Origin of the sequence: Mycobacterium mantenii, assembly GCF_001667865.1 — a bacterium.
Lineage (GTDB): Bacteria > Actinomycetota > Actinomycetes > Mycobacteriales > Mycobacteriaceae > Mycobacterium > Mycobacterium mantenii_A.
In genome coordinates this window covers 16389-27450 of sequence record NZ_LZJP01000132.1, presented here as the reverse complement: position 1 = coordinate 27450, position 11062 = coordinate 16389, and the positions used below count along the sequence as shown (strand labels likewise).

The following is an 11062-nucleotide window of genomic DNA, read 5'->3' as shown; positions in this document are numbered from 1 at the left end:
TGCAACGCATAAAACGCCGACGGCGTCTGACTCAACACACTGACCTGCTCACGCACCAACAACGCATGCAAGTCTTCGGCCGAGCGGACCACCGCATCTGGCACCACCACCAGGCGTCCGCCGTACAGCAAGGAGCCGAAGACTTCCCACACCGAGAAGTCAAACGCCAGCGAATGACATTGCGTCCACACCTGGCCCAACCCGAGCTGAGCATCCAGTGTCTCCAGCAACAACGTCACGTTGTGATGCGGGATGGCCACACCCTTGGGGGTTCCGGTGGTCCCCGAGGTGTAGATGATGTACGCGATGTTCTCCGGGGCCGGCACCGGCAGGGCCGTCGTCGGTTGGCTGCGCACGGCCGGGTCGTCGATGTCGACGATCACCCCGGCGAAGCCGTCCAGCCGCTCGCGCACCTCGGCGGTGGTCACCGCCGCGATCGGCGCGGCATCACCGAGCACGAACTCCAACCGCGCCGCCGGCACACCCGGATCGATCGGCACATAGGCCGCCCCGGTCTTGAGCACCGCGAAGATCGCCATCACCGCTTCGGCCGACCGTGGGATCACCACCGCCACCCGCTGCCCCGGCCCGGCACCCTGCTCGGTAAGCAAGTGCGCCAACCGATTTGCCGATTCTTCGACCTCGCGGTAGGTCCAGGACCGCTCGCCGCAGGTGATCGCCACCGCGTCGGCGGCGCGGGCCACCTGCGCGGCGAACAACGCCGGAATCGACGACTGTGCGCGCGGCCGCCGCGCCAACATCGCGCGGTTGCCCCAGGCGTCGAGCCGCTCGTGCTCGGCGGCGTCGAGCAGGTCGATCGACGAAAGCCGTTGTGCGGCATCGGTGGTCATGGCCGTCATCACCTGGCGCAGCCGCTCGATCAGCGTTTCGATGCCGGACGCGTCGAAGACCTCGGTGTCGTATTCGACGCGCAGGCTCAGTTCGTGTCCGGGCGTGGCCACCACGGAAAGCGGGTAGTGGTTGAACTCGCGGCTGCTGAACTCGGTGACGGCCAGCTCATGAACGCCCAGCAGTGCACCGGCATCGATCGGGTAGTTCTCGTAGAGGAAGAGCGTGTCGAACAGTTGGTCGTGTCCGGTGACGCGGTGAATCTCGTTGAGCGCCAAGTGTTCATGCTCGAGGGTTTCGGCATGGACGCGCTGCAGCTGACCCAGCAGGTCGACGACGGTGGTCGCGGCGGTGATGTTGGCGCGCACCGGCACGGTGTTGATCAACAAGCCGACCATGGCGTCCGCGCCGGGAAGCTCGGTGGGCCGGCCCGAGACCGCGGTCCCGAAGGCGACGTCGTGCTGGCCGGTCAGCCAGGTCAGCAGTTGCGCCCACGCACCCTGCAGCACGGTGCTCACGGTGGTGCGACTGGCGCGGGCCAGTTCGCTCAGGGCGCGGGTGGTGTCCGCCGAAACCGTGTAGGTGGCGACGGCGCGCCGTCCAATCTTGCCCGGCGGGGCCACCAGCGTGGGCGCTTCGAATCCGGCGAGCGCCTCCCGCCATGCCGCCTGGGCGCCGGTGCGGTCCTGGGCGGCCAGCCACATCAGGTAGCTGCGGTACGACGGGGGCGCGGGCAGCCGTTCGCCGTAGTAGCCGGCGAACACTTCGCGCATCAGCACCGGCAGCGACCAGCCGTCGATGACGATGTGGTGGATGGTGAGCACGAACCGGTGCCGGTCGGGGGCGGTGCGGATCAACGCCGCCCTGAAGGCGGGTTGGCCGGCCAGGTCGCAGACGGCGGTGCGTTCGGCCGCGGCCAGCGCCTCGAGCTGTTCGTCTTGTGGGACCGTGTCACCGCCGGTCAGCTCGACGTAGTTCCACGCCATCACCGGCTCGGCCGGGATGATCTGCACCGGCTCCCCGAATTCGTCGAGGAATCGGGCCGCCAGGTTGGGGTGGCGGTTGACGACGGTCTGCACCGCGTCGCGAAGCCGTTGCGCGTCAAGGGAACCGTTCACGGTGATGCCCAGCTGCACGGCGTAGAGGTCTTCGAGTTCCTGCGCGAAGCTGCTGTGGAAGAGCAGGCCCTGCTGGACGGGGCTGAGCGGCAGCACGTCGGCGATCCGGTGCTGCCGGCAGAGCTCGTCGATCTGCTGCTGGTCCAGGCGGGCGGGGGCGATATCGGACGGGGTCAGCCCGCCGCCACCGTTGCGCACGTGCGCGCAGATACCGGCGAGGGCCTCAAACCACAACTGGCTCAACCGGTTTACTTGCTCCTCGGTCAGCGCCGACGGCGCCCACCTCCAGTTGGCGTGCAGATTCGGGCCGTCTGCGGTGTCCATGGTGCCGGCGTTGAGTTCCACGGTGTGCGCCAACGGCATTGCCACCGCCGTCGCCACGGCCGCCGACGACAGGCTGTCCTCGCTGACCCGCCACAGCTCCTCGGAGAGATCGGCTCCCGCGGCCAACCGGCCCAGGTAGTTGAACCCGATCGCCGGGTCCGCGCCGTCCAGGTCGACTTCGGTGTTCAGGTAGCGCAACAGCCCGTAGGTCAGGCCGTCGGGCAGGGCGCGCAGTTGCTCCTTGGCGTCCTTGATCACCGCACCCAGTGCGGCATCGCCGGCGACCACCTGTGACCAGCTCAGCGTGCCGTTGATCTTCAGCGCCGCAGGGTATTTGGTGGTGAACCAGCCCACGGTGCGCGACAGGTCCACGTGGGAGGCCACCTCTTCCTGGCGACCGTGTCCCTCGATGTCGATGCCGATCGGCGCGGCTTCACCCAGGAATTCGGTGAACGCCAGCCCGAACGCGATCAACAGAATGTCTTGCACACCAGCGTGAAACGCCGCGGGAACAGCCCCCAACAGCAGCCGGGTCGTGTCGACGTCCAGTGACGCCGACAGCTGTCCGGCCGTCGCGTAGGTGTCCTGAGGCTGGACCGCCGGCAGCGCCGCCGGGGTGGCGGCCACCTGCCGCCACGCGTCGGCCTGCGCGGCCACCGCCGGGCTCTGCGCGTATTCGGCCAACAGCGAAGACCAACGGGCAAAAGATGTTCCGGGTGCCTGCAATGCCACCGGCTGGGCGTTGTGGTGCTGCACCCAGGCGATGTTGAGGTCCTCGATCAACGTCCGCCACGACACGCCGTCGACGGCCAGGTGGTGGATGACCAACGCCAATTGGTTTGTCGCACTTGCCCATACCGCGCTCAGCAGCTTCCCCTCGGCGACACTGAGCCCGCCGCGGGCCTCGATGAGCGCCGCGTCGGACAACGCGTCGACCACAGCAAGGCAGTCGGCGGCCTGCACCGAGCCCACCTCGGGGGCCTCCAGGGTCCAGTCGCCGGCGCCGTCGTCCTGCACGCGCAGCCGCAACATGGGATGGCGATCCAGCACCGCCTGCAGCACCACGGCCACGTCGGCTTCGCTGACGCCGGCCGGCGCGGCCAGCACCATGGTCTGGTTGAATTCGTCGATCGGGCCGTCGATGGTTTGCAGCCAGCGCATGATCGGGGTGGCCACCACCGGCCCGATCCCCTCGTCGGCCGCACCGAACTCGCCGTCGGCCGCCACCTCGGACACGCGCGCCAGGCGGGCCACCGTCTGCTCGACGAAAATGTCGCGCGGCCGGCAGATCACGCCCGCGGCGCGGGCCCGGGACACCACCTGCATCGACAAGATGCTGTCGCCGCCCAGGTCGAAGAAAGAGTCGTCGACGCCGACCCGCTCCACACCCAGCACCTGGGCGTAGATGTCGGCCAGGATCTCCTCGATCGCGTCGGCCGGGGCCCGGTACTCGCTCGCGGCGTATTCGGGCGAGGGCAGGGCGCGCCTGTCCAGCTTGCCGTTGCCGGTCAGCGGCAGGGTGTCGAGCACCATCACCGCGGTCGGGACCATGTAGGGGGGAAGCTTTTCGGCCAGCGCGGTCCGCAGTGCGGCCGGGTCGGCGGTGCCGGTGATGTAACCGACCAGCCGCTTGTCGCCGGGGCGGTCCTCGCGGGCGATCACCGCCGCCTGGTCCACCCCGTCCAGGCCGGCCAGAACCGCCTGGATTTCACCGAGTTCGATGCGGTAGCCGCGGATCTTGACCTGCTCGTCGGCGCGGCCCAGGTATTGCAGCTGCCCGTCGGGGCCCCAGCACACCAGGTCCCCGGTGCGGTACATCCGCGATCCCGGACCACCAAAGGGGTTGGCCACGAACCGCGATGCCGTCAGCCCGGGCCGGCGCACATAACCGTGCCCGACGCCGCGACCCGCCAGGTACAACTCGCCGACAACGCCGGCGGGCACCGGCTGCAGCCACTTGTCGAGCACGAACATCGCCGCGCCGGCAATCGGGGAGCCGATCGGCACCACCGGGGAGCCGGGGGTCAGCGGTGTGCTGATCGACGCGCACACCGTGGTCTCGGTCGGGCCGTAGGCATCGAGCATCACCCGCCCGGGCGCCGCCCACCGATCGACCACGTCGGTCGGGCAGGCCTCACCGGCCACCACCAGCGCGGTGGACTCCAGGCCCTCGGCCGACAGCATCGCCACGGCCGACGGGGTCTGGGTCAGCACGCTGACCTTCTCCGCGACCAGCAAGGCGTGCAGGTCCTCCGGGGAGGACGCCACCGATTCGGGCACCACCAGCAGCCGCCTGCCGCGCAGCAGGGCGCCGAAGATCTCCCACACCGAGAAGTCGAAGGCCGCGGAGTGGCACTGCGTCCAGACCCGCCCGGGAGGCAGGCCGGCGTCGAGCGACTCGATCAGCCACGTGACGTTAAGATGAGGAATCGCAACGCCTTTGGGGGTTCCGGTGGTTCCCGAGGTGTAGATGATGTACGCGGTGTGCTCCGGGGCCGGCAGCGGCAGGGCGGTGTTGGGCTGGGCGTCGATGGCCGGGTCGTGCACATCGACGATCAGGACGTCATGGGTGTGCAGCCGCGAGCTGAGCTCCGCCGTGGTGATCACCGCGCGGGGTGCCGCGTCGGCGATCACGAAATCCATCCGCGACGACGCGTGCGCCGGGTCGATCGGCACGTAGGCCGCCCCGGTCTTGAGCACCGCGAGCATCGAGACAATGGCGTCGGCGCACCGCGGGAACATCACCGCGACGCAGTCGCCGGGGCCGACTCCGTGACCGGCGAGCAGGTGGCCCAGCCGGTTGGAGGCCTCGTCGAGTTCGGCGTAGGTCAGGGTCTTGGCGTCGCAGGTCACCGCCACGGCCTCGGGCGTGGCCTGCACGTGTTCGGCGAATGCGGCCGGGATCGAGACGGGGGCGGGCACCGGCTCGTGCAGTGCCGGCCGGTTGCTCCATTCGTCGAGCAGGCCGGGCTCGTCGGGGGTCAGCAGGTCGATCGACGACAGCGGCCGCTCCGGGTCGGCGGTCATCTCTTCCAAGATCTGCTGCAGCCGGCCGGCCAGGTCGGCGACGCCGAAGCTGGCGAACGGTTGGCCCGGGCCCGCGGTGCTGAGGAACAGCTGGTCGCCGGCTCCGAGGAAGAACAGCCCGAAGTGCCCGACCGGCCCGTGGTTGGTGTACGACGCGGTCGCCGGAGCGCCGGCGAGGTCCAGCGTCAGCCGGGACGGGATGAAGTTGATCCCGACGCGATTCGGCGCCTGGCGCAGGCCATCGCCCTCGAGGGTGTGCACCGGAAAGCGCTGATGCTGCAGAAGTTCGCGGATTCGCTTGTCGACGTGCTTGCAGAAATCGGCGACGGTCGATTGGGGCTCCGTCGTCAGGACCAGCGGCACCACGCCGGCCAGCATCGCTGGCAGCGTCTTCGATTCGGGACGCACGCGCCGGCTCACCGGGAAGTCGAGCGCCACCTCCGAGCCGCTACCGGACCAGCCGCGCACCAGGAGCGCGCACGCGGCCGTGGTGACCGAAAACCGACGGATGGCCAGCTTCTTGGACAGCTCCTTGATCCGGTTGGCAACCGAGGGGTCCAGCTGAACTGACGCGGACGGCGAGTAGTGATCGCGCTCTCCGGCGGCCTCGGGCAGGCGATCGACCGGTCCGCTCTCCGGCGGCAGGTGCTCGCTCCAATAGGCCTTGTCTTCGGCGTAGTCGTCGGAGGCTTCGTACCCCGACTCGATATCGATCAAGTCCTGCACCGAGCCGAAGTAGGCGTCGGGAATCGGCTTTCCGGCCACCATCGCCGTGTAAATGGTGGCGACCCGGCGGCAGACCAGGGCCATGCCCAGGCCGTCGATCGCTATGTGGTGGCAGCAGCCAAACAAATAGAATTCCTCGTGCTCGGTTTGAAAGAGCACGAATTTGAACATTTGTCCGTTCAGCGGCATCGGCGTGCGCTGAATGGCGGAAGACTTCTCCCGGGCCTCCTGCACGGGGTCGGGTGCGGCCCGGAGGTCTTCAAACGTCAGCTCGACATGCGGGTAGTCGACCGGCTTCTGCACGACCTGGCCGTCGACCTCGAAAAACGAGACCCTGCCAGGCTCCGCCTCGGCGACCGCCTGGGTGATCGCCTGCTCCAGGGCATCACGATGGACCGTGCCGTCGATTTTGACTAAAAGACCGAGCTGCCATTGCGTGCCGGCGAATCCGGCCTCTTGGGACAACCAGATGTCGAGCTGTCCACGCGTTAACGGTAGTGCTCGATCTTCCTCCATCGACTCCCCCAAGTCTTCGCCACCCGCCCCATACCCCGACTTGTTACTGGTCAAAACCCCTACCCGTTGCGAGCTTGTCCCGCAGGCTCTTTGGCCGAATGTCCGGCCAGTGCTGTTCGATGTACTCCAAGCACGCAGCTCGGTCGGCTTCTCCGTGGACCACTTTCCAGCCGGCTGGAACATCGGCGAAGGCCGGCCACAAGCTGTGTTGCTCCTCGTCGTTCACCAGGACGAAAAAGCTGCCGTTGTCGTCGTCGAATGGATTGATGCTCACAATTCTCCAGACATAAGTGGACATGAGTGGAACAGGTCCAAACCATAGTTGAGCCCCAGAGTGCTCGTCCGTGGTTTGGACAAAGTTCCCGGTGTGACCTAGAAGGCCGTTGACGCGGTCCGTTGATCGGTGTGCAGGGGCCCCGATGCCCCTCAATTCGCTACGGTGACCTGCATCAATGGCGTTGGCTGGGAGACGTCATTACTGGGCAGGCACGCCGTTGCGGCCGATGAAGTTATGGTGCTTCTCGCTCCACAGCTTAGCCGAACTCGCGGGGGCCCGGAAAATCACCAAGGGGCCGCAACCCGTCAAGATCCTGCTAAGACTTGCTCGGATCGCCCACCCGGTGACACCGGCCACCCGCTGTGCTTAGGTAAGTGGACGGCCCTTGCGAAGAAGAGAAGCGGGCGAGGAGCATTCGTCGGCTCAGCAAAATACCGTTTACGCACGCGGTTCGGCATTACGATCCTGCATCGCGTTGTCAAAGGACTGATACGGAAGCGACTGCCGTGGTTTACTCGACAAGACTTGGTCGCGCTCCCCGGAGGGTGGGGCTCGCATGAGGTGCCGGAGGCTCGGCTGGTCCGCCACGGGCACCACATTCGAAGCGCTGCAGTCTGGCGTGCCGCGATCGGTGTGTAGTTGCATGTTCGGGCCGCCGGGTCCGCGCGGGCTTGGGCACGGCTGAAGGGGGTGTGGTGACCGATTCGGACGTACGGGCCCGGCCCGACAACACCATCGGGGAAGGACGAGACATTAGCCAACGCGGTTTCCTGGGCTTACGTCGGCGATCCTCGGCTGAACCCACGCAGCAAAGCGGCGCGCGAACGACTCGTACGAAGAGAGGACCCGGGCTTCTCGGTGTCCTGAGCCGGCTGTGGATCCCGCTGGTCATCGTGGGCGTCGTCGTCGCGGGAGGCATGACGGTCTCGCGGCTGCATGGCATCTTCGGCTCCGAGAAGCGCCCGTCGTACGCCGACACCCGACAGCAAGACACCAAACCGTTCAACCCCAAACACATCAAGTATGAGGTGTTCGGGCCCGCCGGGGCGATGGCCGACATCAGCTACTTCGACGCCAACGGCGAGCCGAACCACATCAACGGCATCGAGCTGCCGTGGACGTTCGAGATTTCGACGACGTTGCCGTCGATCGTGGGGAATGTGGTCGCGCAGGGCAACAGCGATAGTCTCGGCTGCCGCATCTTGGTGGACGATGTCGTCAAAGCCGAGAGGATCTCGCACGAGTTGAACGCATTCACCTACTGCGTCCTGACAGCCACATGAGCGCGCCGCAACTGGAGACCCAGTCTGCGCCGCGACCACGGGTGGCGCGGATCATCCATCGCCTGTCCGTTCCCATCATTTTGGGCTGGCTCGCGATCGCGGTCCTCATCAGCGTCGGCGTTCCTTCGCTGGAGAAGGTAGAGGCGGAGCATGCGGTATCGCTGAGCCCGTTGGGCGCACCGTCCTTCAAGGCCATGGAGCGTCTGGGCCAGGACTTCAAGGAGACCAACACCGGCGCCCTGGCGATGATCTTGCTGGAGGGCCAGCAGCAACTCGGCGACGACGCGCACAAGTACTACGACCGCTTGGTCAAGCTTTTAGAAGGCGACCCAAAGCATGTGCAGCACGTCCAGGACTTCTGGGGTGATCCGCTAACCCGCGGCGCCGCGCAGAGCCAGGACGGCAAGGCCGCATTCGTTCAGGTGAACCTGAACGGCAACGCGGGCGCGGCCGCCGGCGACGAATCCGTGAAGGCCATTCGAAAGATCGTGCAGGAGGCTTCGCCCCCACCGGGGCTGAAGGTCTACGTGACCGGGCCGGCGCCCATCGTCGCGGACATGAATATTGCCGGTCAGAAGACCATCATGCTGGTGACGCTCGCCAGCCTTGCCGTGATCTTCCTGACGTTGCTGCTCGTTTATCGGTCGATTGTCACGGTCGTCCTGCTGTTGTTGATCGTCGGCCTGGAATTGGTGATCGCGCGTGGAATGGTCGCGCTACTCGGCCATCTCGGGCTGGTCGGTCTGACCACTTTCGCCGTCAACCTATTGGTCGCCGCCGTCATCGCGACGGGAACCGACTACGGCATTTTCTTCGTCGGCCGATATCAGGAGGCGCGGCAGGCGGGTGAAGGCCGGGAAGAGGCCTTCTACACCACGTTCAACGGGGTCGCCAAGGTGGTGTTGGCCTCCGGTCTGACCATCGCCGGCGCGGTGCTCTGCCTCAGCTTCACCCGGCTGCCCTATTTCCAGCCGCTCGGCATCCCTTGTGCCGTCGGCATCCTGATCGCGGTGCTCGTCGCGATCACGCTGGGGCCGGCGCTGCTGGGCGCGGGAGCCCGGTTCGGTCTTTTCGAGCCACGGCGGGCCCTCTCCGCCCGCAGATGGCGACGCATCGGTACGGCGATCGTCCGATGGCCGGGGCCCATTCTCGTAGCCTCGCTGGCCGTCGCACTGATCGGGCTATTGGCCCTGCCGAACTACCGGCCCAGTTATGACGACTACAAATTCATTCCACAGAGCATCCCCGCCAACGTGGGGTATGCGGCCGCGGCACGGCACTTTCCCGGCCAGCGCATGCAGATGCCCGAGATTCTGTTGATCGAGACCGATCACGATCTGCGCAACCCGACCGACATGCTGGTCATCAACAAACTCGCCAAGGGCGTCCTGGCGGTTCCCGGAATCGCCTCCGTGCAGACCGTGACCCGCCCTGAGGGTACGCCGCTGCAGCACACCACGATTCCGTGGATCATCAGCATGAGTCAGGCGAGCCAGATGCAGAACATGGCTTTCCAAAAAGACCGCATGAACGACATGCTCACCCAGGCCAACGAGCTGGGAAAGATGATCGGCATCATGCAGCACATGCTGGACCTGATGCACGAGCTCGTCGCCACCACGCACCACATGGTCCAGACGACGCATGAAATGCAGGACATCACTTCGGATTTGCGAGATCACATTTCGGATTTTGAGGACTTCTGGCGCCCGATCCGCAGCTACTTCTATTGGGAAAAGCACTGCTACGACATTCCGATCTGCTTCTCGCTGCGATCCATCTTCGATACCCTCGACGGCGTCGACCTGATCACCGACAAACTGGCCGACCTGGTGAAGAACCTTGACCAGCTGGATACCCTGCTGCCGCAGTTGGTCATGCAGATCCCGCCCATGATCGAAACCATGTCCGGCATGCGCACCATGATGCTGACCATGCACAGCACCATGTCGGGTGTCATGGGCCAAATGGATTCGAGCTCAAAGGATCCGAGTGTCATGGGGCAGGCATTCGATGCCTCCAGGAACGACGACTCGTTCTACCTGCCGCCGGGGATCATCAACGGCTCCGAATCCTTCAAGCGGGTGGAGAAGGTCTTCATGTCTCCGGACGGAAGGGACGTCCGTCTGCTCATCTCGCAGCGGGGTGACCCGGCGACACCCGAAGGCCTCTCCAGGGTGGAACAGATCAAGACGGCGGCCGAGGAATCGCTCAAGGGCACTCCCCTGGAAAACGCCAAGATCTACCTGACCGGTACCGCGGCGATCACCAAAGATCTGGTGGACGGATCCAAATTCGACCTCTTGATCGCGGGCGTCTCCGCGCTCTGCCTGATTTTCATCATCATGCTGATCATGACGCGGAGCTTTATCGCGGCGATGGTCATCGTTGGCACCGTTCTGCTTTCGCTCGGCGCGTCCTTCGGGCTGTCCGTGCTGGTGTGGCAGTACCTGCTGCACATGCAGCTGCACTGGACGGTGTTATCCACTTCGGTCATCGTGCTGTTGGCGGTGGGTTCTGACTACAACTTGCTGCTGGTCTCCCGGATGAGAGAGGAATTGGGGGCCGGGCTGCACACTGGCATCATCCGCGCGATGGGCGGCACCGGAAAGGTCGTGACGAACGCCGGTCTGGTGTTCGCCTTCACCATGGCCTCGATGGTGGTCAGCGACCTGCGCAGCATCGGCCAGGTGGGCACGACGATCGGCCTGGGCTTGCTGTTCGACACGTTGATCGTGCGGGCGTTCATGACGCCGGCCGTCGCCGCGTTGCTGGGACGTTGGTTCTGGTGGCCACAGCGGGTGCGCCCGCGCCCGGCCAGCACGATGCTGCGGCCCACCGGACCCCGCCCGTTGGTGCGTTCACTGCTCCTGAAGCAGCCGCAATAAGTGCGGCATGCCACTTCAGGAGGGAACAGCGACCGTGGGGAACACTGTGACACA

Annotated in this window: 4 protein-coding genes; 2 read left to right on the top strand and 2 right to left on the bottom strand. The window is 66.0% G+C overall.

Translation table 11 applies throughout. From position 1 onward, the window contains the following. Together A5688_RS26285 and A5688_RS26280 are read right to left on the bottom strand one after the other, a co-directional pair. Positions 1 to 6560 (bottom strand): non-ribosomal peptide synthetase (locus tag A5688_RS26285; RefSeq protein ID WP_120312607.1); only part of this gene is annotated, 6560 nt, incomplete at its 3' end. Positions 6561 to 6603: 43 nt separating this feature from the next. Beyond that, positions 6604 to 6834, bottom strand: coding sequence for an MbtH family protein (locus A5688_RS26280; RefSeq protein ID WP_067256921.1), 231 nt, complete (start codon positions 6832 to 6834; stop codon positions 6604 to 6606). Positions 6835 to 7700: 866 nt separating this feature from the next. Between A5688_RS26280 and A5688_RS26275 the strand changes: the two genes are divergently transcribed. Continuing rightward, the gene (locus A5688_RS26275) at positions 7701 to 8120 is read left to right on the top strand and encodes an MmpS family protein (protein ID WP_067839282.1); all 420 of its coding nucleotides are present in this window, start codon (positions 7701 to 7703) and stop codon (positions 8118 to 8120) included. Continuing rightward, positions 8117 to 11008: an RND family transporter gene (locus tag A5688_RS26270; protein ID WP_067913607.1), complete on the top strand. Its 2892-nt coding sequence runs from the start codon at positions 8117 to 8119 to the stop codon at positions 11006 to 11008. Before A5688_RS26275 ends, A5688_RS26270 begins: the two co-directional genes overlap by 4 nt. The last annotated feature ends 54 nt before the right edge of the window (positions 11009 to 11062 follow it).